We start from the raw sequence: 21,511 nt of genomic DNA, 5'->3' as shown, positions 1-21,511 counted from the left end.
CGTGGTGATCAGGCAGCCGGCGGAGGGAAGGCAATGGATTTCGGAGCGCTACCTCCGGAGATCAACTCCGGCAAGATCTACGCTGGTCCAGGGTCGGCGCCGCTACTGGCCGCCGGAGCTGCCTGGGATGGGTTGGCCAGCGAATTACGTTCAGCGGCAACGTCTTACGGGTCCATAATCGCCGAGCTGGTCAGTGGTTGGCTGGGGCCCTCGTCGATGTCGATGTTGGCCGCGGCAGCGCCGTACATCGCGTGGCTGGAAAGCACTGCCGCACAAGCCGATCAGACGGCACTGCAGGCCAAGGCCGCGGCCGCCGCGTTCGAGGCCGTCTTCTCGGCTACCGTCCCTCCCCAGGTGGTCGCGGCCAACCGGGCGTTGTTGGCGTCGCTGATCGCGACGAACATCTTGGGCCAGAACACGCCGGCGATTGCGACCACGGAGGCTCAGTACGCCGAGATGTGGGCCCAGGACGCCGGCGCGATGTACGGCTACGCCGCGGCCTGTGAAGTTGCCACTCGGCTGACTCCGTTCACTGCACCCCCAACGACGACAAACGACAGCGGGACGGCCGACCAGTCCGCCGCGGTCATCGCCGCGGCCCAGTCGTCGGCTTCCGATGTGGAGTCGGCTTCCGATGTGGAGTTGGTGTTGTCACAAGCATCGGCTCAGGCTCCGGCCGCGGTGCAGGCCCTCGCCGCGAACGCGGCAGCCGGTGAGGTTCCGTTGGGCGTCAAGGACATCACGGGGATTCTGAAGACGTTCAACGGATTCATGACCAACTTCGTCGCCGGGCCATACAACCCGCTCGGGATCGCGGGCCTGTTCCGGAACTGGTACCAGGTCGCGATCAGCATCCCGTCCGTGGGCACGGGTATCCAAGGCATTGGCCCGCTACTGCACCCCAAGCCGCTCCTCGGTGTGCTGGCGCCGTTGCTGCACAGCGACCTGCTGACCGGGGCCGGCGCATTGCACCCGGCGGGTGCGGTGGCGGCCGCGGCCGGTCGCGCCGGCACGGTCGGCGCGTTGTCGGTGCCGGCGAATTGGGCGTCGGCCGTCCCGGCGATCAGGACGGTTGCCTCGGAGCTGCCAGAGACCATGCTCGAGGCCGCGCCCGCGGTGGCCGCCAATGAAGGCATGTTCACCCCGACGGCCCTGTCGAGCCTGGCCGGACGCGCTGTCGGCGGGACTGCCACTCGCGCCGTTGCCCCCGCCGTGCGTGTTCCCGGTGCGGTGGCACTCGACGACATCGCGACGACCTCCACGGTCATCGTCATACCGCCGAACGCGAAATAAGGAGAGGCACGGCAATGGTTTTCGGGGATTTCGCAGTGCAGCCACCGGAGCTGATCTCCGGTCTGCTGTACGCGGGCCCGGGTTCGGGGTCATTGTTGGCCGCCGCCGCGGCTTGGGAGGCGCTGGCCGCCGAGTTGCATTCCACCGCGGCCTCGTACGCAGCGGTGATCTCGGATCTGGTCGACGAGTCGTGGGCAGGTCCGTCGTCGGAGGCCATGGCGGCCGCAGCGGCACCGTATGTGACGTGGATGTCGACCACGGCGGCTCAGGCCGAGGAGGCCGCGTCGCGGGCGCTGGCCGCGGCCCGCGCCTACGAGGCCGCGTTGGCGGCGGCCGTGCCCCTGGGGCTGATCATCGAGAATCGTGTCGAGCTCGAAGAGCTGTTGGCGACCAATGTCCTCGGTCAAAACAACGGCGAGATCGCGGCCAACCAAGCCGAATACGCCCAGATGTGGGCTCAGGACGTGGAGGTGATGTTCAGCTACGCCAGCGCCTCGGAATCCGCCGGTGAGCTGACAGCGTTCAGCGAGGCGCCGCAAACCACCGCCGCGACCGCGCAGGCAGCCACGGCGGCAGCGGCATCACCTCAATCCCTGTCGTCATGGCTGACGGAGCTGGAGAGCTACATCAATTCGCTCACCGGCCAGTACGCGACATTTTGGCAGCAACTGATCACGGGAGTGACGGGGAGCTCGGACGTCGCACCGATGTGGGAGGCGCTGTACTCCGCCATTTCGTCGATCGGCAGTCAAGGCACGTGGACCAACGTCGCCAATGCCAGTATCGGCCTTGGTGTTTCGCAGTGGAAGAACTTCTTCATCTACGCGCCGTGGAGTGCCGCGATGGCCAAGTCGTCGCTGGGCGCCGGTCTGGCTTCGCCGGGGCATCTTGCCGCCGTCGGCGCGGTGCGGCCGGTGTCGGCGGTTCTGGGCGGCGCGCCGGCGGTGGGCTCGATGTCGGTGCCGCCAAGCTGGGCGACCGCCACCCCGGCGATCAGGTTGGCCGCCACCGCGCTGCCGGCCAGCGTGGCAACGGCGCCTGCGGCCGAGTTCCCGGCCGGCCTGATCAACGAGGCGACCCTGGGCAGTTTGGCGGGCGGTGCGCTGGGCAGCCCGGTCTCTCGCGTCGTCAGCGCAACCGGCATCCAGGCCCGCGCAATCACCGGCGAGCGCCGCGTGGGTCCGGTCAAACTCGACCGCGTCATCGCGCAACTGCAGGAACAGCCCGACCAGGTGCAGCACTGGAGCGTCGACGAAGCCGGGCTCGACGACTTGGTTGCCAGGCTGACGACCACGCCCGGCGTCCACGCGGTGCACGTCAGCGACGACGTACCGGCGCCGGCCATTTCGACCGAATCTTAGCGGCGGGAAAGCCCTTGTCGCCGAGGAACATCAGCACACCGACGGAGGAATTATGAAGCTGGCGCTAGCCGTTCTCGGCATCTCGATGGGATTCGTCATCGCGGTGCCGGCGTATGCCGATACCGGCGTCGATGAAGCGGCCGTCGATGACAACAACGAAGTCTTCCTGGCGGACCTGCACGCGGTGGGGATCAGCTTTCAGGACCCCGGCCAAGCGATAAGCGCCGGAAAGTCGGTGTGCGGATTGATCTCTCGCGGCGTCTCCGGTCTGCAGTTACTCAACGACCTCAAGGAAAACAATCCCGCGCTGACCACCAGTGGTGCCGTCCAGTTCGCGACGATTTCCGCGAAGTCATACTGCCCGAAGCAACTCGAGGAAACTGGCAAGGGCGGACGCGGCTAACTTTGCTGGGACTTCGGCCAGCCCGCCAAGGCCAGATTGGCGATCGCGTGCAGTTGCGCGCGATCGGCACCGCTACGGGCCTGGATCGCAATCCCCTGGCAGACAGCGCTAATCCAGCGAGCCAGCAACATGGTGTCGACATCGCCGAGTTCGCCCGCGGTCACCGCCTTGTCGAACCGGCGTGCCAGCTCACGCGCGGCTGCGTCACGAAACTCGGCCAGTCCCGCCGCGCTTCCGACCAGCAGGCAGCCATCCGGGTCACCCGATGTCGCGTCGGCCGCTCCATGCACCATGGCTTCGGCGACCTCGCGGGCGGTCGCGCGGGTGAGCGCCGTTGCCATGTAGCCGCCCGGACCATTGATGTAGCGCCGCGTGGCCCGTTCGAAGAGGCCTTCTTTCGAGCCGAACTCGGCGTAGATGCACCGACGATTCACCCCCGTCGCCTCGGTCAGATCACTGATCGACACTCCGTCGAAGCCGCGGTACCAGAACAACCGCATCGCGATGTCTTCGACGTGGTCGGAATCGAACTGCCGGGGTCGCCCTACCGCCATGCTCTGCCTTTCGTGATCCACATCACAGCGGGATCTTTCGCTCGACAACCGGCTTGAGCTGATCATACTTTGTAACCAATCGGTTCGAAATGATGAAAGGTAGCGACATGAGCACAGCACCCCTAGCCGGACGCCGAGCGCTGGTGACCGGAGGCGCGCGCGGAATCGGCGCGGGAATCGTGCGCCGGCTCGCCGCCGACGGTGCCGCGGTCGCGTTCACCTACGCGTCATCGGCCGCCGCGGCGGACAAGCTCGCCGCCGAGGTGACCGCCAGCGGGACCAAGGTGGTGGCTATCCACGCCGACAGCGCCGATCCGGCACAGGTCAGCGCAGCGGTCGAGCAGGCCGTCGCCGACCTCGGCGGATTGGACATCCTCGTCAACAATGCCGGGACCGCGTACCTGGCGCCGATCGACGAATACCCGCAGGAGCAGTTCGACCGCGTGGTGGCGATCAACATCGGCGGCGTTTATTCGGCGATCCGCAGCGCGATCGGTCACCTCGGCGCGGGTTCGCGGATCATCAACATCGGCAGCATCAACGCCGACCGTGTCCCGGTGGCGGGGTTGGCCGTGTACGCGATGACCAAGGGCGCGGTCGCATCGCTGACCCTGGGCCTGGCCCGCGAGCTGGGTCCGCGCGGAATCACCGTGAACAACGTGCAGCCCGGTCCGATCGACACCGACATGAACCCCGCCGATGGCGAATTCGCTGACGCCATGCGGCAAGTCATGGCGCTGGACCACTACGGGCACACCGGTGACGTCGCTGCAGTGGTGAGTTTCCTGGCTGGCCCGGAGGCGGGATTCGTGACGGGAGCCAACTGGAACGTCGACGGCGGATATACCGCCTGACGTTGGGCACGGCGTTGAGGGTGCCCCAGCGGCGGGACAGTGCGGCGAGTCGCCGCCCGGGGCGCACCCTCGACCGAGGCCGAGCCGTCAGCGCCGGCTTACAGTGGCTTACAGTCCCGCCGCGCGGGTGACGCGAGCAAAGCGACTAGCGTGCCCGCAGCCCTCTCGTACCGCGGCGACATCGGCAGCGACGTCGAAGTCGCTCAGTTGCTGCACCAGCAGCACATCAATACCGTTGTCGTGCAGCGCCTTTCGCGTGAGCTCCCCGGTGTCGGGTTGAGACATCGGCACGGCGCGCAGGCATTCGGCCATCGCCGGATTCTGCACCCCGAGCACCCACCAACCGCCGTCGTCGGCCGGGCCGAGCACGGCCGGCGCCCCTAACAGCCGGCGCGCGCAGCCGGTCAACAGCTCGGCCGTCACCTGCGGGGTGTCCATGCCGATCTGCAGCACCGGAAGGCCACCGCAATGCAAGCCCGCGTCGGTGTGGGCATTGGCCAGCCGGTCGGCGAAGTCGTCACCGCGTTGCTCGATCACCGTGAACGCCTCGAGCCGCTGCCGGATCTGCGCCGCACCGGCGGCCGCATCCAGGTCGCCGGTCAGCGCCACCACCCGCGAGCTCACCGTGGCGGCGGCCACCGCGTCGAGCGTGTCCAACAACGCCGCCGCGGCGATCTCGGCCGCGACCCGATCGCCGACCGCAGCCGCCAGCCGGGTCTTGGCCAGGCCGGGCTCCGGCGCCTTGGCGACCACGAGCAGCGTCGCCGGGAGGTCGGTCATGAAATCACCTTCCAGAAGTCCAGGATCGCGGTGATGCTGCCCCGCAGTGAACCGCTGACCTTCGACTTACCACCGGTGCGGGGGCCATAGCTGATGTCGAGCTCGACGACACTCCAGCCGGCCGCCGCGGCACGCACCAGCAACTCGAGCGGATACCCGGAGCGTCGATCGACGACCCCGAGACCCAGCAGCGCATCCCGGCGGGCGACCCGCATCGGCGCGATGTCGTGGACCGGCAGGCCGTGGCGGGTGCGCAGCTGCCAGCTCATCACCACGGTGCCCACCCGCGCGACCCACGGCCAGTGCAGCCCGGCGACGGGCCGCCGCCGGCCAGTTGCCAGGTCCGCGCCCTGCTCGAGCGCGGCGACCAGCCGCGGCAACTCGCCGGCATCCATCGAGCCGTCGGCGTCGATGACCGCCACGATCGGAGTCGTCGCGGCGACCACGCCGGCGTGCACCGCCGAGCCGTATCCGGGCCGTGGTTCGGCGACGACGTCAGCGCCGTGCCGGGTGGCGACGGCCGCGGTGTCATCGGTGCTGTTGTTGTCCACGACCAGTGCCCGATAGCCGGCGGGAATGGCCGCCAGCACCGCCGGCAACGACTCCTCCTCGTTCAGACACGGCAGCACCACCGTGACCAGATCGCCGGCCATGAGCCGCGATCAGAACCCGGAAGACGAGTGACCGCCCCCGCCACTGGATGGCGGCTTGGGGGCCACGGTCTGCGGCGGCGGCTTGGGCGCCGCGGTCTGCTGCTGCGTGGGCGGCTTCGGCGCCACCGTCTGCTGGGTGGGCTGTTGCGTCGGCTGCTGGGTGGGTTGCTGCGTCGGCTGGACCGTCGGCTGCTGTGTCTGCGTCTGCTGCGTCTGGGTGAGCTGGGTCTGGGTCTGCTGCGTCGTGGGAGCGACCGTGGTGGGAGCGACGGTCGTCGTCGGCGTAAGCGGCGTGTACGGCGTCGTCGTCGGCGCGACGGTCGTCGTCGGCGTAATCGGCGTGGTCGTCGGTGTCGTCGGCGGCGTGTACGGAGTCGTGGTCGGCGTCGTCGGCGTGGTTGGCGTCGTCGGCGTGGTCGGCGTCGTTGGCGTGGTCGGCGTCGTCGGCGTGGTCGGCGTCGTGTATGTCGGCGGCGTGTACGGCGGATACCACGGCGGCTGTGGCCGCCAGCCCGGGTACGGGACGATGATCGGCACCGGAATCGGGATCGGCCCATCCGGGTTGGGTACCAGACCCGGAACAACCGGCGCGACCGGCGCTTCCGGAGCGGGAGCGACCGGTGCCGGGCCCACGGGCGCCCGCGGCACAGCCGGAATGACGCCGCCCTGGTAGCCCGCGTTGGGCGCTTCGGGCGGCGGCGGCGGCACCGGCGCCTGCTGCTGGGTCGGCAACAGCGGCATGAACTTGCCCGGCGCGGCGTTCTGGTGTCCCACCACCGGCTCCTGGGCCGCGGTCGGCCGGACCGCGACCACCACCGCGACGGCCAGCGAGGCCACCCCGATGACCGCGAACGCGATCACGGCGTTGCCGAGCAGCAACGACCGGCGGCTCAGTTTCAGCGGGCCGGTCTCCGCGTCGGGGTCATCGTCGTAGAAGTCGTCGAAATCGTCGACCTCGCCCGCAAACAGGTCGTCGTCATCGTCGGTCATCGAGTACGCCAGCTGGTCGACCGCGGCGGGATCGGCCAACCCGGCGGAAGGGGCCATCGCGGTCGCATCGCCGGTCAGCCCGGCCGCGGGCGCCATCGCGGTCGCGTCGCCGGTCAGCCCGAGGGCCGGAGCCATTGCGGTGGAGTCTGCGGGCGGCGGTGCGGCGGCGATCGCGGCGCCGCGGGCCAGCGCGAAGGTGGGATCTTCGGGAATCTGCACCCGCATCGTCGCGTCGCGGAGCTGGTCGGCGACCCCGGTCAGATCGGGCGAGGCGCCGACCAGAAACACGTCGTTGGTGGCGTCGGGGTACTCACCGAGGCGCGCCATCATCGTGTCCAGCGTGCCGGTGGCGTCGCCGCCCAGCAGCTCGCTGGCCAACATGGTCGGCGGCGCGTCCGGATCCCCGTCGGCCGAGCCCACCACCGACAGCGTCGCCGTGTTGTCGTCCACCACCAGTGCGCCGCCGGACCGGCCCGCCGCGCGCATCAGCGCCGTCACCGCCTGCGACTGCGACAGCACCGCGACGTTGTGGACGCCGGAATCCTCCAGCGCCTGCCGCAGCTGGTCGGCGCTGGGATGGTCGGTCCAGCACAGCCGGGTCCCGACCAGGCGGTGGTGCTCGTTCGCCAGCAGCCGATTCGTCCCGACCACGGTTTCGGTGAGTTGTTCGATGGGGTTGTTAGCCAGGTCGACGACGGACTGGTCGATCACGTCACTACCGCCGGCACCCGCTCCGACAAGCGCCAAGCGGGCGACGGGGCCGGTGACAGCGACCCCCAAAACGACGTCCATACCTGCTCTCCTTCGGCTGGCCGACCCCGCAACCAGCTTGTCCCGGCATCATTACACTTCGGTACCGTCGGCAGTAACAATCATTCGGGCGACCCCGTTCGCCTACAGGCGCAGCGTAACCGCGTTCCCAAACCGGGCGGTCACTCCCGCGTCGTCCAAACGGAGATTATGTTTCCAAGTAAGCAACGAAGCCGCCTCGGCAGGGGGTTCCCTGGCCGCCAAAGCGAATGTGCGCCGTCAGTAACCGTCCTCGATACCCGGGGGGAACCGTGAGCCAGAGCAACGACGAGGCGCCTACCGGCCCCATCAGGGGTGTGCCGGCCGCGGGCCCGCAGGTTGCCGGGGCACCAGCCCCGCGACGCAACGTCGTGGCCGACCTGACCGCCGCCGTCTTGCTCCTCGCGGCGGCGTTGCTGCCGTGGAACCTGTACTTCGGCATCGCGATCGCCGACAGCAACACGTCCGTGTTCGCGGCCCTGATCGGGGTGACGCTGCTCTCGCTGATCGCCATCGCGTTGCCCGGTTTCGGGCGGACGGTCAGCGGGCTTCGGCTGGCGCTCAACGTTCCCTATTTGGCACTGGTGCTCGCCTTCGTCGGGTTCGACGCGTTCGAGACCGTCCGCTTCGGCGGGACCGTGACCGTGCCGGGCGGTGTCGGGCCGGGCGCCTGGCTGGGTGTGGCCGGCGCGCTGCTGAGCACACAGTCGGGCGGTTACGCCGCCGCGACCGACGACGACACCGCGGACGGGCGGTCCAGATCCGCCCAGATCATCGGCTACGTCTCGATGCTGGCCGCGGCCTCGAGCGTCGGCTTCACGCTGTACTGGCGGGTGAAGTACGCGCTGGGCGACGCGGCCGGCGACTTCGGTAAGCAGAACATCGCGGTCATCGTGACCGCGACGGTGTACGGCCTGGTCGCGTTGATCGCGGTGCTGGTCGCTTCGCGGTGGCTGCTTAGCGGCACCAGGGCGTCCCGGCTGGCGACGATCGCGCTGGGGGCCTCGACGCTGGTCGCCGGGATCATCGTCTGGCTGCTCCCGGTCGGCCGTGACATCGACGCGTTCCACGGCATCGCGCAGAACACGTCGACGGCGGGCGTCGGGTTCGAGGGCTATCTGGCGTGGGCCGCGGCCGCGGCGATCTTCGTGCCGCGCACGCTGTTCGGGCGGGCCCGCACAGTGTCGTCCGAGGAGGGGGCGTGGCGGGCGGCGGCCCGAACCGGGCTGCTGCTGATCGTGATTTGGAGTCTGGGGTCGGTGGCGATGCGGATCACCGACCTGGCCGTCGCGGTGAGCCTGAACTACCCCTACTCGCGCTACGACAGCGTCGTGCTGGCCGTGTTCGACGTGGCCACCGCCGCGCTGGCCAGCTGGCTGCGGATCAATCTAGGCAAGGCGTCAGCCTCCGCTCGGCTGATCACGACGCTGAGCGGACTTGTTGCCACACTGAGCGTTTCGCGGGTCATCGTGGGCGTCGTGCTGGCGCCGCGGTTCCAGGAAGCGCCCAATGCGGTGCAGAACCCGGTCTACGGAAACGATCTCGCTCAGCAGATCACCAGCACCTTCGACGTCGTGCTGTCCGCGCTGGCGGTGTGCATCCTGGTGGCGGCGATCATCACCGGACACTTCAGCCGGCTGCGGCGGCGCCGCCGCGCCGCCCGCAGGCGTGCCGTCGCGCAGCATGCGGAGGCGCCGACGACCCACATCCCGACCGGCGCTCCCCCCGCCTCGGCCGATGCGACGACCCGGATCCACACCGGCGAATCACCCACCACCGCAATACCGCAACTGGCCGGTGCGCCGCGGATCTTCCGCGGCCCGGAAAACCAAGACTCGGCCGGCGGCCAGCTACCGGTCGCCAAGCCGCAGATCTACCGGCCGCCGCACTACCCGTCGTAGCGCGGGTCAGCGCAGCGGCGCGAACGCGAACTCGCGCAGGCCTTCACGCGGATCGATCGCCGCGCGGAAGCCCAACACCTCGGCAGCGCGAGCGGGGTCGGCAACGATGTGGCGCACGTCGCCGCTGCGGTACTGCCCGGTGACCACCGGGGACACCGCCTCGTCGCGCGCCTCGCAGATCGCGGTGGCCACGTCCAAAATCGAGATCGGCCGTCCCGAGCAGACATTGACCGCGGTGAAGCCTTCGCGGTCAGCGGTGGCCGCCAGATTGGCGGCCGCCACGTCGTCGACGTGGACGAAGTCACGCATCTGGCCACCGTCTTCGAAAACCCTTGGTGCCTCGCCCTTTTCCAGCGCCGAGCGAAAGATCGCCGCCACTCCGGAGTAGGGGGTATCCCGGGGCATGCCGGGACCGTAGACGTTGTGGTAGCGCAACGCCACCACCGAGCCGCCCGTCGACTCCGACCACGCCAGCGCGTAATGCTCCTGGGCCGTCTTGCTGGCGGCGTAGAGGCTACGCGGCCGCAGGGCGGCATCCTCGTCGACCAGCCGCCAGGCCAGCTCCTCGCCGCCGAGCGGACAGCGGTGCTCGAACGCTCCGGCATCGAGGTCGGCGCGCCGTCGCGGCAGCGGGTCGACCTGCCCGTGCTGCGGGCAGTCATAGCGGCCCTGCCCGTACACCACCATCGACGACGCCAGCACCAGGCGCCGCACCCCGGCGGCGAACATCTGCGCCAGCAGCACCGTGGTGCCGTAGTCGTTGTGGCCGCCGTAGGCGGGCGCGTCGGCCGCGTCGACGCCGGCGCCCACCATCGCGGCCTGGTGACACACCAGATCCACCCCGTCGAGCAACGGGGCCAGCGCATCGGCGTCCCGGACGTCGATCCGGTGACATCCGTTGGGCAGCAACGCGTTTGGGCCGTGCGCGGCAGGCAGAAGCATGTCGACGCCGATCACCTCGTGACCCGCCGCGCGCAGCGCCGCGTCCACCCGCGACCCGATGAAACCGGCGGCGCCGGTCAGCAGCACCCTCACGGCAGCTCGAACGGCAGCGTGACGCCGGTGTGTGACAGGCAGTGCGTGCAGTCGCGCTCGACGGCCACCCGGGCGATGGCCTCGCGCACCAACTTCTTGAACGGCTCGATGTTCTTCTCGAATTCCACCATCACGTCGACCGTCTTCACGCCCTCACCGTGGCTGACACCGGCATCCAGATCAGTCACCAAAGCGATTGCCGCATAGCATATTTCAAGTTCACGCGCCAGCACCGCCTCCGGATATCCGGTCATGTTGACCAGCGTGAAGCCCGCCGAGGCGAACCACTGACTCTCGGCGCGGGTGGAAAATCGCGGGCCCTGGATCACCACCATGGTGCCGCCGTCGACCACGTCGGGCAGGCCGGTGGCCGCCTCGCGCAAGGCCGGGCAATACGGGTCGGCGAAGTCGACGTGAATCGCGCCGGAGTCGAAGTAGGTGTCGGCGCGGCTGTTGGTGCGATCCACCAGCTGATCGGGCACCACGATGGAGCCCGGCCCGTAGGCGGGATTCAGGCTGCCCACCGCGCAAGGCGCGAGCACGCGCCGCACACCCAGCGAGCGCAGCGCCCACATGTTGGCGCGGTACGGCACGGTGTGCGCGGAGTACTCGTGCTTGGCGCCGTGCCGGGGCAGGAAGGCGACTTCGTGCGCACCGATGGTGCCGACCGTCAGCGGGGCGCTGGGCGGGCCGTACGGGGTGTCCGGGGTGACGTGGTGAACGTCGGAGTGCAAGAACGTATAGAAGCCGCTGCCGCCGATCACTCCGAGCATCTACGCCGCTCCTCTCCCCCGCGAGCGGGAGGTACCTCCTCAACGCTCCGCTCTGCATCGTCGCCGGCGGGCATTCGCCCATTGTGGTGCATAGGGCAGGATGCCCTGGTGGCCACTTTTGCGCAGTGGATTTCGGGGGCCCGGCCGCGGACGCTGCCCAACGCGATCGCGCCGGTCGTCGCGGGCACCGGCGCGGCGGCATGGCTGCACGGCGCCGTGTGGTGGAAGGCGCTGCTGGCGCTGGCCGTCGCAGTCGCTCTGACGGTCGGCGTCAACTACGCCAACGACTACTCCGACGGCATCCGGGGCACCGATGACGTCCGGACCGGCCCGGCACGGCTGGTGGGCTCCAAACTGGCGACGCCGCGAGCGGTGCTGAGCGCCGCGGTGGCGTCGCTCGCGGTGGGCGCGGCGGCCGGTCTGGCGCTGGCCCTGCTCAGCGCACCGTGGCTGATCGCGGTCGGTGTCGTGTGCATCGCCGGGGCCTGGCTGTACACCGGCGGCTCGAGGCCTTACGGGTATGCGGGTTTCGGCGAGGTCGCGGTGTTCGTGTTCTTCGGGCTGGTCGCCGTGCTGGGCACGCAGTACACCCAGGCGCTGCGGGTGGACTGGGTGGGACTGGTGCTGGCGGTGGCCACCGGCGCGCTGTCGTCGTCGGTGCTGGTGGCCAACAATCTGCGAGACATCCCGACCGACGCGCAGGCGCACAAGATCACCCTTGCGGTGCGGCTCGGCGATACCCGCACCCGGGTGTTCTACCAGGGACTGCTGGCGACCGCCGGGGTGCTGACCGTGGTGCTGATGCTGGCGACGCCGTGGTGTGGGGTGGGGTTGATCGCGACCCCGTTGGCGCTGCGCGCCGCCGGGCCGGTGCGATCCGGGCGCGGCGGCCCGGAGCTGATCCCGGTGCTGCGGGACACCGGGCTGACGATGCTGGTCTGGGCGCTCGCCGTGGCCGCGGCACTGGCGCTGGCCCACCCTGCTTGACGCGGTGACTGTGCGCTGAGGGCGGACTTCGGCGGCGTGTCGTCGCCGTAGCCGCACACCGATAATGGGATTCCTTCGCGAAGACGTCGTCGGATTCCGATAACACGCGTTAGCGTCGACGTGACAGGCCTTACACCGCTAGACCGAGCGAGGAGCGCAATGCAGCAGATCGCCGCGACCAGCGGGCCCAGGAACATCGGACTGCTCAGCGTCGGCGCATACCGCCCCGAACGCGTGGTCACCAACGAGGAGCTGTGCCGCAACATCGACTCCTCCGATGAGTGGATCTACTCGCGCACCGGCATCAAAACCCGCCGCTTCGCCGCCGCCGACGAATCCGTCGCGTCCATGTCGATCGAGGCCAGCCGCGAAGCGATCGCGAAGGCCGCGCTGGACGCGACCGACATCGACGGCGTCATCGTCGCCACCAGCACCCAGTTCTTGCAGACCCCGGCCAGCGCACCGGCGGTCGCTTCGGCGCTGGGCGCAACCGGTGTGCCCGCGTTCGACATCTCGGCGGGGTGCGCCGGCTTTGGCTACGCGGTCGGCGTCGCGGCCGATATGATCCGCGGCGGCAGCGTGGCCAAGATGCTGGTCATCGGTTCGGAGAAACTGTCCCCCACCGTGGACATGCTCGACCGCAGCAACTGCTTCATCTTCGCCGACGGCGCCGCCGCGGTCGTGGTGGGCGAGACGCCCGAGCAGGGTATCGGGCCGACGGTCTGGGGCAGCGACGGCGAGCAGGCCATGGCCATCCGTCAGGACATCGACTGGATCGCCTACACCGAGAACCCGACCGGCCCGCGCCCGTTTCTCCGGCTGGAAGGCAGCGCTGTCTTCCGTTGGGCCGCATTCGAAATGGGCAAGGTCGGGCGGCAGGCGATGGACGCCGCGGGTGTGCGATCCGATCAGATCGACGTATTCATCCCGCATCAGGCCAACGCCCGGATCAACGAGGTACTGGCCAAGAATCTGAACCTGCGCCCCGAAGCGATCGTCGCCAATGACATTGAGCACACCGGGAACACGTCCGCGGCGTCCATTCCGTTGGCGATGGCCGAGCTGCTCGCCACCGGGACGTCCCAGCCCGGTGATCTGGCCCTGCTGATCGGATACGGCGCGGGCCTGAGCTACGCCGCGCAGGTCGTGCGGATGCCCAACTACTGACCTCAGCTCTCGGAGGGTTCGTCGTCGATCGCCTCACCGCGCAGCCGGGCTTGCAGATGTTCGCGTTCGGCGCGCCGGCGTTCGCCGGAAGCCGCGAGCGAGGCCGTGGCACGCCGGCGCAGCGGGCCGAACAGCCAGATGCCCAACGGCATCGCGATGATCAACGCGAACAGCGCCGCGACGACGATCGGGATCTGGTTGACCCCCAGCAGCCGCGCCGCGAGATAGATGACTGCGGTGAGCACGACCGCCAGCAGCAGCCGCGCCGCCGCGTAGAGCAAAACGTCGACAAGCGCGCCGTCTCGGGTGTGCTGCTGCGCATCGTCCGAGGGATGGTTCCCAGTGCTGTTGTCGCTCGGCCTTTCTGACACAGCTCGAGCCTACGGCGCGAGTATATTCGCTCCCAGGAGGTGTGCAGTGCTCTACCTGGTGGTCGTCCTGGTCTTGGGGACGCTGATCTACATTGGCTGGCGCGCGGCGCGATCACAGGCGCACCGGCCGAAGACGCGCGTCATCGGACCCGACGACGATCCAGACTTCATGCGGCGGTTGGGAAGCGGGGACGACAGCCCCCGCTGACCCTTCCTTTAAGCGATGCCGAGGTTCGGCTGGTCTCCCGGAAACCCTTCGGCGACAACGGCAGCCAAGCTGGTGAGAGCTTCACGGGTCTCCCGCCGCAGCTGATCCAGATGGATCTCGGCGCCCTCGTCGAGATGAGCGTCGTAGGGCACCAACCGCACCGCGCGGCAGCGCCGCGAGAAGTGATCGACCACCTTGTTCATATCGACCTTGCCGGTCTTCGGGCGCACCGCGTTGATGACCGCGATCGAGTTGCGAACCAGCGCTTCGTGGCCGTGCGCGTCGAGCCAGTCCAGCGTCGCCGAGGCGCTGCGCGCACCGTCGATGGAACCGGAACTCACCACGATAAGAACGTCGGCGTTCTCCAGCACCGACGACATCGCCGAGTGCAGCAGGCCGGGCCCGCAGTCGGTGATCACCAGACCGTAGTACCGCTCGAGGATGCCCAGGGTGCGGGTGTAGTCGTCGGCGTTGAATGCCTCCGATACCGCCGGATCACTTTCGGACGCCAGCACTTCCAGCCCGCTCGGGCCCCTCGAGGTGTAGCGGCGGACATCGCTGTAGCGCTCGACGGTTCCGGCGTCGCGCAGCAGTTGACGCACCGTGCCCGCGGTCTCCAGCGGGACCTTTTGGCTCAGGGTGCCGCGGTCGGGGTTGGCGTCGACGGCCACCACCCGGTCGCCGCGGATCTGCGCGAAGGTGGCACCCAGCGTGGCGGCGATCGTGGTTTTGCCGACGCCGCCCTTCAGGGAGATCACCGCGATCCGGTAGCAGCCGCGCAACGGCCGGTTGACCGACGCCACCAAGTTGTTCTGCCGCGCGGCTCGAGGGCTCTCCCCCAGATTGATGGTCCGGCCGGACAGCACGTAGACCAGTCGGCGCCAGCCTTCCGACGGCGGCGGCTTGATCGGGCGCAGCAGCATACCGGTGGACAGTTCCGGATACGGCGTGTGCGGCAGGTGCTCGCGGCGGTACGGGGCCGGGGCTGCCGCGGGCGCGTCGGCGGGGCCGTTGTAATAGGCGCCGTATGCGGTCGGGTCGACGCGCGGGATGCCGGTCACCGGCGTGGAATCCCAGGGCGGCATCCCGGCCGGGGGCGGCGCCGGTGCTTCGCGCCGCTCGGTCGCCGGGACCCGACGCTCGGTGCGGAAGCCGGCGAAGGCCCGCGTCGGTGCCTCCGCGTTGGGATCGGCAGACGTCTCGCCGGCCGGCGGTTGCTCCTGCGGATTCAAATCAGCCGTCGGATGTTCCGGCGCCCCCACGCCACTCGATGACTGCTCAGCCACTTGCATTTCCCCCTTGTTGCGGTGTCGCTTCCTAACTGTCAGCCCACGCCGGCATACGAATGCAGGCCCACGGTCACCAGGTTAACGAAGAACAAATTGAAGACCATGGCCACGAAACCGACCACGTTGACCCAGGCGGCCTTTCTGTCCCGCCACCCCGCGGTCGACCTGGCATGCAGGTACGCCGCGTATACCACCCAGGCGATGAAAGAAACCGTCTCCTTGGGATCCCAGCCCCAATACCTGCCCCAGGCCTCCTCGGCCCAGATCGCTCCGAAGATGACCCCGAAACCGAAGACCGGGAACGCGAAGATCGTGGTGCGGTAGGCGATGCGGTCCAGCGTCTGCGCGTCGGGCAGCCGCTGCACGATTCGAGCCAGCGCTCCCTGCGCGCGCTGATCGGGGTCACCCAGCCGCGAGGTGCGCAGCAGGAACAGGATGCTGGCGATGCCGGCGACCAAGAACACCCCGGAGCCCAGGCTGACCACCGACACGTGGATGGGAAGCCAGTAGGACTGCAGCGCCGGCATCACGGGTGCGGCATTGGTGTAGAGCCAGCGCCCCGACACCGTGAGCAGGATCAACACCGGCAGCAGCAGGAAAACCCAGAGCGGGCGGAATTGCGGGCGGCGCAGCACGATGGCGCCGGCGATCAGCCCGCACAGGCAGGTCAGGTTGATGAACTCGTACATGTTGCCCCACGGCACCCGCATGGTGGCCAGGCCGCGCAGCACCAGGCAGGCCAGCAGCAGGCCAATGCCGAGGTAGACGACCGCAAGCCCGGCCCGCCCGGCCCGTTCGTCGACCGGCCGCCGATCGACGTCCTCGACGATGCCGGGGGTGGCGCTGTCGGCGGCAACGCCGGCCAGCACCCGTTCGCGGTTGTCGGATCGCCGACTGCCGGCGTAGGCGAGCTCGAAGGCCAGCAGCAGCAGCGCGACGACCAGGGCCACCACCGCCGAGGTGAACGCCCAGTCGGAGTAGCGCGCCAGGCCGATATTGACGTGTGTGGTGTTCACGTGACGTCCACCTCAGAACTCCTTCTGGACGCTGGGTCTGGGGCCGGGGCGCCGGATTCGTCCAGCCCGCTCAACAAGCGCTCGGTGAGTCGTTCGAACTCGTCGCCCCAACCGGAGTTGTCGGTGCGGGCCAGGCCGCCCAGCTCGACGTTCACCGTACCGGGGGCCGATTCCACCGGCCTCAGACGAACCCACACCCGGCGCCGGCGCACCAGCAGCGAAACCAGCAGCCCGGCCATCATCGTGATCGCGAAGACCAGCACCCAGGCCTGGCCGGGGTCGTGGGAGACCTGCAGGTTGACGAACGGCACGGCGCCGTCGAACCGGATCGTGGTGCCCGCGCCGGGACCCTGGTCGATGCGCACCTCTTGGCCGGCGCGCAGGTTGACCCGCTTCTCCTTGGTCAGCCGGCCCTGCTCGATCAGCCGCGGATCCAGGGTGAACAACGACTGTGGACGCCCGGTGTCCAGGCCGGTGTCGCCACGGTAGATGTCGACGGCCACCGCCGGGGCGTCCAGCGCCGGGAACCGCGACGACAACAGCACGCCGTCGAGTTGCTCGGTCGGCGCCAACAGGCCCTGGATCGCGATCTGGTGGTTGCGCCGCTCGGCCGCGGCTGGGTAGCTGCCGCCCGGTGGGTCGATGCGGACCACTCCCGACGAGAGCAGGGTCTGCGGGTTGTCGGGGCGCCACTGCACGGTGGACGTCCGCTTCTGCCCGTCGGGGAAGGTCACCGTGAAGGTGGGTGCGTAACCGTGGCCCTGCAGGTACACCCGATCGCCGCCGACCCGCAGCGGGTGGTTGACCTCTAAGCGGTAGGGCCGCCAACTGTTGGCCGCCAGATCGCGGCCGTCCTGGTAGTCGATGTCGGCGGCGAACGACGTGGCCTGCCCGGACGGCAGATAGCGGGCCTGAAAGTCGTTGACCCGCACGCAAATTGGATGCAGGGAGGTGCCGTCGACGGTGTTGCCGGCGCGGAACGAGTCGAACGCGGCCGGTGAGGCCGAGCAGAACCCGGGGCCGCCGTCGGCGATGACGATGACGTTGCCCTCGTAGCCGAACAGCTTGCCGACGGCCACCGCGACCAGCAGCCCCAGCAGCGAGAAGTGGAAGACGATGTTGCCGAATTCGCGTAGGTAGCCCTTTTCGGCGGATATCTCGACGGCGTGGCCTTCGTGGCGGATCGCGGTGCGCCAGCCGTTCAGCCGCCCGGCGATCCGGTTCGCCACGGCGTTCAGGTCGGCCTCGTCGGCCAGGGTGAGCTGCGCGCTGGTGTGCTTGGGCAGCCGGGCCAGGTTGCGGGGGGCGGCAACCGGTGTGGCGCGCAGGCTGCGGGCGTGCTCGATCATCCGCGGGGTCAGGCAGCCGACGAGGGAGATGAACAGCAGCACGTAGATGGCGGTGAACCAGAAGCTGGAGAACACGTCGAAGGCCTGCAGCCGATTCAGCCACGGGCCGATGGTCGGGTGGGCGGCCAGGTACTCGTCGACCTTGCCCGCGTTGAGGCTGCGCTGCGGCAGCAGGGCCCCGGGGATCGCGCCAAGCGCCAGCAGACACAGCAGCACGAGCGCGGTGCCCATCGAGGTCAGCGCGCGCCAGGTGTTGCGCGTCCACGCCAGAACGTGTCTCAAATCGGCAACCTCACGTCGCTGACGAACGCGTCGCGCAGCCAGGAGATGAAATCGCTCCACACGCCGGTGACCAGCAGCACCCCTACCACGATCAGCAGCGCGCCGCCGAAGACCTGGATGGCCCGGCTGTGCCGGCGCAACCAGCCGAGGCCGGCGACGGCGCGGGCCGAGCCAAAAGCCAACAGCACGAACGGGATTCCCAACCCCAGGCAGTAGGCGATCACCAGCAGGATGCCGCGGGGGACATTCGCGCCTTCGGTGGCCGAGGCCACGGTGATCACGCCGGTCAACGTCGGGCCCAAACACGGCGTCCACCCCAGCGCGAACACCGCGCCGAGCACCGGTGCCCCGGCGACCGTCGTCAGCTGTTGCGGGCTGAACCGGACCTGGCGCTGCAGAGCGGGAATGAGGCCGACGAACACCAGGCCCATCACGATGGTCAGCACGCCGCCCACGCGCTGCAGTACCAACTGGTTGGTGATCAGCGTCGTCGTCATTCCGAGCACGGCGACGGTGCCCAGGACGAACACCGTCGTGAATCCGGCGACGAACAGTGCCGCCGATCCGGCGACGCGCCACCGGGCCGCGGGCGGGGCTTTCACCATTCCCGCGTCCATTCCCGCTTCCGGGCCCGAGCCCGGCTGGTCGTCCACGCCGACCACCGCGGCCAGATAAGACAGGTAGCCGGGCACCAACGGCACCACGCAGGGCGAGGCGAACGACACCAGCCCCGCGAGCACGCAGGCACCGAGGGCCACCAGCAAGGGCCCGGCGGCGGCCGTCTGTGCGAACCCGGTCATCGAGACGAACCCTGCTGCCCGGGCGGCTGCACGCCCGGCGGCGCTTCCTGGGTCAGCTTCTGCACCACCGGCCGCAGATCGGACGCCAGCAACTCCCGCAGGAACACCGCCGCCACCCGGTGCTGGCGATCCAGCACCAGCGTCGACGGGATGACCGTGGTCGGGTATTTGCCGCCGAAAGCGATCAGGGTGCGCATCGCCGGGTCGTAGATCGACGGATAGCTGATGGCCCGATCGTTGACGAAGTCCAGGGCCGCTTGGCGGTTGTTGTCGCGCACGTCGATGCCGAGGAATGACGCACCGGATTCGCGGGTGGCGTCGTACACCTGCTGCAGCTGGGTGACTTCGGCGCGGCACGGCCCGCACCACTGGCCCCAGACGTTGATGACGACGACGTTGCCGGAGAAGATCGAGTCGTCCAGCGACATGGTGTGCGACGGGTCGGCCAGGTCCGGTCCGGCCAGCGGGCCGGGGCGGCTGCGACTCGAAGGCGGGTCGTAGAAGATGTCGGTTTTGCCTCCGGGAGAGACGAATTCGAAGGTGCCACCCTGCGCGACGGCGTCATGACCAGCCGAGCAGCCGGTCAGCAATCCGCAGATTGCCAACACTGCCACGGCGATCATCGGCCGAAGCATGGTCAAGTGCCGCAGGCCGGTCGGGAGTACTCGACGTCGACCAGCCGGTCGCCGTCGTAGACCAGGGTGGTCAGTGAAGCGAGGTCGCATTCGCGCCGCCGCGGGTCGTGCCACAGCCGGCGGCCGGTCAGGTGCAGCCGCAGCGTCCACACCGGCAGCTGATGGCTGACGCACACCACCTCATGGCCCGCGCCGCGGGCCCGCGCCTTGTCCACCGCGGTCGACATGCGATCCGCGATCTCGCGATAGGGCTCGCCCCACGACGGCGTGAACGGATTGCGCAGCTGCCACCACACCCGCGGATCGCGCCAGGCGCCGTCGCCGGGACTGACCCGGCGGCCCTCGAAGAAGTTCGCCGACTCGATCAAATCGGGATCGGTGTCGATGGGCAGGTTGAGCCCGGACGCGATGGGGGTCGCGGTCTCCTGGGCCCGTTGCAGCGGCGAGGCGATGACCGCCACGATGTCGCGGCCGGCCAGCGCGTCGGCCACCGCGGCCGCTTGTGCTTTCCCCCTGTCGGACAAATGAAATCCGGGCAGCCGCCCGTACAGGATGCCGTCGGGGTTGTGCACCTCGCCGTGGCGCATCACATGCACCCGGGTTTGTTCGGCCATCACGATTCTCCCTCTTGGGTCGCGCTCGCGGCTGCGCGAGCGGCACCGGGCAGCGCAGCCGCGATTCGCGCGAACGCGGTGTCGTCGAGTGCCGCCGATACGAACCACGCCTCGAACGCGCTGCACGGGGGGTAGACCCCCGCGTCCAGCAGGGCGTGGAAGAACGGCGGATAGCGCCAAGTCTGGCTATTGCGCGCCGACGCGAAGTCGGTGACCGGCGTATCGGTGAAGAACACGCTGAGCATATTGCCGGCTCGCGGAATCTGATGCGGCACACCAGCATTGGTGAGCGCCTCGGAGAACAGTCCGGCCAGTCGGTCGGCGTTGGCGTCCAGCGCCGCGTAGACGTCGTCGTCCGCGGTGCGCAAGGTGGCCAGCCCGGCGGCCATCGCCACCGGGTTACCCGACAAGGTGCCGGCCTGATACACCGGCCCCAGCGGCGCCAGCCGCTCCATCACCTCGACCCGCCCGCCGAACGCGGCGGCGGGCAGCCCACCGCTCATCACCTTTCCGAACGTGAACAGGTCGGCGGCGACGGGATCGATTCCGTACCAACCGCTTCGGCTGACCCGAAAGCCGGTCATCACCTCGTCGACGATCAGCAGGGCGCCGTGCTCGGCGGTGATCGCCCGCAGCGCCGCGTTGTAGCCGGCACCGGGCGGCACGACGCCCATATTGCCGGGGCTGGCCTCGGTGATCACCGCGGCGATCTGGTCGCCGAACTGTGCGAACGTTTCGCGCACCGCATCAATATCGTTGTAGGGCAACACAATTGTGTCGGCTGCGGCGGCGCCGGTGACACCCGGCGAGGACGGCAGTCCTAGCGTCGCCACCCCGGATCCCGCGTCGGCGAGCAACGCGTCCGCGTGGCCGTGATAGCAGCCGGAGAACTTGATGATCTTGGCCCTGCCGGTGAAGCCGCGGGCCAGCCGCACCGCGCTCATCGTGGCCTCGGTGCCGGAGTTCACCAGCCGGAGCCGCTGCACCGGCGCGACCCGGCCGATGATCTCGGAGGCCAGTTCGGACTCCGCGAGGGTGGGCGCCCCGAAGGACAGACCGTTCGCCGCGGCCTTGGCAACCGCGTCGACCACGGCGGGGTGCGCATGGCCCAGGATCATCGGCCCCCAGGAGCAGACCAGGTCGACGTAACGATTGCCGTCGGCATCGGTGAGCCAGCAGCCGTGCGCCTCGGTGATGAAGCGCGGCGTGCCGCCCACCGCGGTGAACGCGCGCACCGGCGAGTTCACGCCGCCGGGGATGACCCTGCAGGCGTCGTCGAACAGCCGCGCCGAGGTGCGCACCGACGCGGTCGCCTGATCAGTGCTGCCCATGCCGACCAGTGTCCCAGTCTCTGCCGATCGCTCAACTACAGGGTGTAGCAGTCGGCGTCCTGGTGGTCGGATGCCT

General features: G+C 69.3%; 22 protein-coding genes. 8 read left to right on the top strand and 14 right to left on the bottom strand.

Features of this window, described 5'->3' with window-relative positions:
* Positions 1-33: 33 nt before the first annotated feature.
* The 3 genes from MJO58_RS04105 to MJO58_RS04095 are packed head-to-tail and all read left to right on the top strand — an operon-like array spanning position 34 to position 3,057.
* A complete protein-coding gene (locus MJO58_RS04105) occupies positions 34-1,293 on the top strand; it encodes a PPE family protein (RefSeq protein ID WP_239722088.1) in 1,260 nt (419 codons plus the stop codon).
* 14 nt (positions 1,294-1,307) lie between these two features.
* Positions 1,308-2,654: a PPE family protein gene (locus MJO58_RS04100; protein ID WP_239722087.1), complete on the top strand. Its 1,347-nt coding sequence runs from the start codon at positions 1,308-1,310 to the stop codon at positions 2,652-2,654.
* Between the two features lie 52 nt (positions 2,655-2,706).
* Positions 2,707-3,057, top strand: a complete 351-nt coding sequence (locus tag MJO58_RS04095; protein WP_239722086.1) for a DUF732 domain-containing protein — start codon at positions 2,707-2,709, stop codon at positions 3,055-3,057.
* On the opposite strand, the gene MJO58_RS04090 is transcribed toward MJO58_RS04095, so the two are convergent.
* Positions 3,054-3,611, bottom strand: coding sequence for a TetR/AcrR family transcriptional regulator (locus MJO58_RS04090; protein ID WP_239722085.1), 558 nt, complete (start codon positions 3,609-3,611; stop codon positions 3,054-3,056). The two genes, MJO58_RS04095 and MJO58_RS04090, sit on opposite strands and share 4 nt — an antisense overlap.
* 107 nt (positions 3,612-3,718) lie before the next feature.
* On the opposite strand from MJO58_RS04090, the gene MJO58_RS04085 reads away from it, so the two are divergent.
* Entirely contained in the window at positions 3,719-4,465 is a 747-nt protein-coding gene (locus tag MJO58_RS04085) for an SDR family oxidoreductase (RefSeq protein ID WP_239722084.1), read from the top strand.
* 108 nt (positions 4,466-4,573) lie between these two features.
* Here MJO58_RS04085 and MJO58_RS04080 read toward each other — a convergent pair whose 3' ends face one another.
* The 3 genes from MJO58_RS04080 to MJO58_RS04070 are packed head-to-tail and all read right to left on the bottom strand — an operon-like array spanning position 4,574 to position 7,680.
* Positions 4,574-5,245, bottom strand: a complete 672-nt coding sequence (locus MJO58_RS04080; RefSeq protein ID WP_239722083.1) for a TIGR04282 family arsenosugar biosynthesis glycosyltransferase — start codon at positions 5,243-5,245, stop codon at positions 4,574-4,576.
* Entirely contained in the window at positions 5,242-5,898 is a 657-nt protein-coding gene (locus MJO58_RS04075; RefSeq protein ID WP_239722082.1) for a glycosyltransferase family 2 protein, read from the bottom strand. Before MJO58_RS04075 ends, MJO58_RS04080 begins: the two co-directional genes overlap by 4 nt.
* A 9-nt stretch (positions 5,899-5,907) precedes the next feature.
* Positions 5,908-7,680: a DUF7159 family protein gene (locus MJO58_RS04070; protein WP_239722081.1), complete on the bottom strand. Its 1,773-nt coding sequence runs from the start codon at positions 7,678-7,680 to the stop codon at positions 5,908-5,910.
* A 269-nt stretch (positions 7,681-7,949) separates the two neighbouring features.
* Between MJO58_RS04070 and MJO58_RS04065 the strand changes: the two genes are divergently transcribed.
* Positions 7,950-9,578, top strand: a complete 1,629-nt coding sequence (locus tag MJO58_RS04065) for a DUF7937 domain-containing protein (protein ID WP_434086302.1) — start codon at positions 7,950-7,952, stop codon at positions 9,576-9,578.
* A gap of 6 nt (positions 9,579-9,584) precedes the next feature.
* Here MJO58_RS04065 and MJO58_RS04060 read toward each other — a convergent pair whose 3' ends face one another.
* Both MJO58_RS04060 and MJO58_RS04055 read right to left on the bottom strand, forming a co-directional pair.
* Positions 9,585-10,613, bottom strand: coding sequence for an NAD-dependent epimerase/dehydratase family protein (locus MJO58_RS04060; RefSeq protein WP_239722080.1), 1,029 nt, complete (start codon positions 10,611-10,613; stop codon positions 9,585-9,587).
* Positions 10,610-11,386, bottom strand: a complete 777-nt coding sequence (locus MJO58_RS04055) for an S-methyl-5'-thioadenosine phosphorylase (RefSeq protein WP_239722079.1) — start codon at positions 11,384-11,386, stop codon at positions 10,610-10,612. The genes MJO58_RS04060 and MJO58_RS04055 overlap by 4 nt, the downstream gene beginning before the upstream one ends.
* A 108-nt stretch (positions 11,387-11,494) precedes the next feature.
* On the opposite strand from MJO58_RS04055, the gene MJO58_RS04050 reads away from it, so the two are divergent.
* Both MJO58_RS04050 and MJO58_RS04045 read left to right on the top strand, forming a co-directional pair.
* Complete coding sequence (locus tag MJO58_RS04050) at positions 11,495-12,373, top strand: 1,4-dihydroxy-2-naphthoate polyprenyltransferase (protein ID WP_090599940.1); 879 nt, start codon at positions 11,495-11,497, stop codon at positions 12,371-12,373.
* 159 nt (positions 12,374-12,532) lie between these two features.
* Positions 12,533-13,540 (top strand): beta-ketoacyl-ACP synthase III, encoded by a 1,008-nt coding sequence (locus tag MJO58_RS04045; protein ID WP_090599936.1) that lies wholly within the window; start codon positions 12,533-12,535, stop codon positions 13,538-13,540.
* Between the two features lie 2 nt (positions 13,541-13,542).
* Here the strand turns inward: MJO58_RS04045 and MJO58_RS04040 are convergent, their stop codons facing one another.
* Positions 13,543-13,911 (bottom strand): DUF4229 domain-containing protein, encoded by a 369-nt coding sequence (locus MJO58_RS04040; RefSeq protein ID WP_434086301.1) that lies wholly within the window; start codon positions 13,909-13,911, stop codon positions 13,543-13,545.
* 46 nt (positions 13,912-13,957) lie between these two features.
* Between MJO58_RS04040 and MJO58_RS04035 the strand changes: the two genes are divergently transcribed.
* Positions 13,958-14,119 carry a hypothetical protein gene (locus MJO58_RS04035; RefSeq protein WP_090599925.1) on the top strand — a complete coding sequence of 54 codons (162 nt, stop codon included), beginning with the start codon at positions 13,958-13,960 and terminating at the stop codon, positions 14,117-14,119.
* A gap of 8 nt (positions 14,120-14,127) precedes the next feature.
* On the opposite strand, the gene MJO58_RS04030 is transcribed toward MJO58_RS04035, so the two are convergent.
* The 7 genes from MJO58_RS04030 to hemL are packed head-to-tail and all read right to left on the bottom strand — an operon-like array spanning position 14,128 to position 21,435.
* Entirely contained in the window at positions 14,128-15,411 is a 1,284-nt protein-coding gene (locus tag MJO58_RS04030) for a MinD/ParA family ATP-binding protein (RefSeq protein ID WP_239722078.1), read from the bottom strand.
* Between the two features lie 32 nt (positions 15,412-15,443).
* Positions 15,444-16,424, bottom strand: a complete 981-nt coding sequence (gene ccsB / locus MJO58_RS04025; protein ID WP_090599918.1) for a c-type cytochrome biogenesis protein CcsB — start codon at positions 16,422-16,424, stop codon at positions 15,444-15,446.
* A complete protein-coding gene (locus MJO58_RS04020; protein WP_239723157.1) occupies positions 16,421-18,004 on the bottom strand; it encodes a cytochrome c biogenesis protein ResB in 1,584 nt (527 codons plus the stop codon). The genes ccsB and MJO58_RS04020 overlap by 4 nt, the downstream gene beginning before the upstream one ends.
* Positions 18,005-18,051: 47 nt before the next feature.
* The gene (locus tag MJO58_RS04015; RefSeq protein ID WP_239722077.1) at positions 18,052-18,855 is read right to left on the bottom strand and encodes a cytochrome c biogenesis CcdA family protein; all 804 of its coding nucleotides are present in this window, start codon (positions 18,853-18,855) and stop codon (positions 18,052-18,054) included.
* On the bottom strand, positions 18,852-19,490 hold the full coding sequence (locus tag MJO58_RS04010; RefSeq protein WP_239723156.1) for a TlpA disulfide reductase family protein: 639 nt from the start codon (positions 19,488-19,490) through the stop codon (positions 18,852-18,854). Before MJO58_RS04010 ends, MJO58_RS04015 begins: the two co-directional genes overlap by 4 nt.
* A 2-nt stretch (positions 19,491-19,492) precedes the next feature.
* Positions 19,493-20,104, bottom strand: a complete 612-nt coding sequence (locus MJO58_RS04005; RefSeq protein ID WP_239722076.1) for a histidine phosphatase family protein — start codon at positions 20,102-20,104, stop codon at positions 19,493-19,495.
* A complete protein-coding gene (hemL, locus tag MJO58_RS04000) occupies positions 20,104-21,435 on the bottom strand; it encodes a glutamate-1-semialdehyde 2,1-aminomutase (RefSeq protein WP_239722075.1) in 1,332 nt (443 codons plus the stop codon). The genes MJO58_RS04005 and hemL overlap by 1 nt, the downstream gene beginning before the upstream one ends.
* Positions 21,436-21,511 lie beyond the last annotated feature (76 nt).

This window comes from Mycobacterium lentiflavum, assembly GCF_022374895.2.
GTDB classification, from domain to species: Bacteria; Actinomycetota; Actinomycetes; order Mycobacteriales; family Mycobacteriaceae; genus Mycobacterium; species Mycobacterium lentiflavum.
This window is presented reverse-complemented; position numbering and strand designations above follow the sequence as displayed.

Coding starts and splice junctions, on each gene's coding strand:
- MJO58_RS04005 (WP_239722076.1), bottom strand. CDS start 20,104: ATGGCCGAACAAACCCGGGTGCATGTGATGCGCCACGGCGAGGTGCAC.
- MJO58_RS04105 (WP_239722088.1), top strand. CDS start 34: ATGGATTTCGGAGCGCTACCTCCGGAGATCAACTCCGGCAAGATCTAC.
- MJO58_RS04055 (WP_239722079.1), bottom strand. CDS start 11,386: ATGCTCGGAGTGATCGGCGGCAGCGGCTTCTATACGTTCTTGCACTCC.
- MJO58_RS04080 (WP_239722083.1), bottom strand. CDS start 5,245: ATGACCGACCTCCCGGCGACGCTGCTCGTGGTCGCCAAGGCGCCGGAG.
- MJO58_RS04090 (WP_239722085.1), bottom strand. CDS start 3,611: ATGGCGGTAGGGCGACCCCGGCAGTTCGATTCCGACCACGTCGAAGAC.
- hemL (WP_239722075.1), bottom strand. CDS start 21,435: ATGGGCAGCACTGATCAGGCGACCGCGTCGGTGCGCACCTCGGCGCGG.
- MJO58_RS04010 (WP_239723156.1), bottom strand. CDS start 19,490: ATGCTTCGGCCGATGATCGCCGTGGCAGTGTTGGCAATCTGCGGATTG.
- MJO58_RS04045 (WP_090599936.1), top strand. CDS start 12,533: ATGCAGCAGATCGCCGCGACCAGCGGGCCCAGGAACATCGGACTGCTC.
- MJO58_RS04075 (WP_239722082.1), bottom strand. CDS start 5,898: ATGGCCGGCGATCTGGTCACGGTGGTGCTGCCGTGTCTGAACGAGGAG.
- MJO58_RS04020 (WP_239723157.1), bottom strand. CDS start 18,004: ATGGGCACCGCGCTCGTGCTGCTGTGTCTGCTGGCGCTTGGCGCGATC.
- MJO58_RS04100 (WP_239722087.1), top strand. CDS start 1,308: ATGGTTTTCGGGGATTTCGCAGTGCAGCCACCGGAGCTGATCTCCGGT.
- MJO58_RS04030 (WP_239722078.1), bottom strand. CDS start 15,411: ATGCAAGTGGCTGAGCAGTCATCGAGTGGCGTGGGGGCGCCGGAACAT.
- MJO58_RS04015 (WP_239722077.1), bottom strand. CDS start 18,855: ATGACCGGGTTCGCACAGACGGCCGCCGCCGGGCCCTTGCTGGTGGCC.
- MJO58_RS04070 (WP_239722081.1), bottom strand. CDS start 7,680: ATGGACGTCGTTTTGGGGGTCGCTGTCACCGGCCCCGTCGCCCGCTTG.
- MJO58_RS04085 (WP_239722084.1), top strand. CDS start 3,719: ATGAGCACAGCACCCCTAGCCGGACGCCGAGCGCTGGTGACCGGAGGC.
- MJO58_RS04095 (WP_239722086.1), top strand. CDS start 2,707: ATGAAGCTGGCGCTAGCCGTTCTCGGCATCTCGATGGGATTCGTCATC.